This is a genomic window from Actinomadura sediminis (assembly GCF_042675525.1).
In the GTDB taxonomy this organism is placed as follows: Bacteria; Actinomycetota; Actinomycetes; order Streptosporangiales; family Streptosporangiaceae; genus Spirillospora; species Spirillospora sediminis.
On the sequence record NZ_JBHTJA010000268.1, the window covers coordinates 1 to 546 of the forward strand.

Sequence of the window (546 nt, forward strand, 5' to 3'; positions counted from 1 at the left end):
GCGTCAGCTCGTCGTGGTTGCGCAGGAAGATGCCCCACTGGCAGTTCTCGGGGATCTTCGGCGTCTGCGCCATGATCTCCGAGATCGGGTAGCGCTGTTCCCGCCGGACGGCCATGAAGATGCGCGGCATGACGGGGAAATGGAACGCCATGTGGCATTCGTCGCCCCCGGTGACGGGGTCGCCGAAGTACTCGACGACGTCCGCCGGCCATTGGTTGGCCTCGGCGAGCAGGACGCGGTCGGGGTAGAGGCGGTCGACCTCGGCGCGGACGCGTTTGAGGTAGGCGTGCGTCTCGGGGAGGTTCTCGCAGTTCGTGCCCTCGCGGGCGTAAAGGTAGGGGACGGCGTCGAGGCGGAAGCCGTCGATGCCGAGGTCGAGCCAGAACCGAAGGTTCTCCAGCATCGCGTCCTGAACCGCGGGGTTGTCGTAGTTGAGGTCGGGCTGGTGGGAGAAGAACCGGTGCCAGTAGTACTGGCCGCGCACGGGGTCGTAGGTCCAGTTGGACTGTTCGGTGTCGACGAAGATGATGCGGGCGTCGGGGTATT

General features: G+C 65.8%; 1 protein-coding gene. It reads right to left on the reverse strand.

Features of this window, described 5'->3' with window-relative positions:
* A partial coding sequence (locus ACFQ11_RS37895) for an alpha-amylase family glycosyl hydrolase (RefSeq protein WP_378307772.1) occupies nt 1-546 on the reverse strand: 546 nt, incomplete at both ends.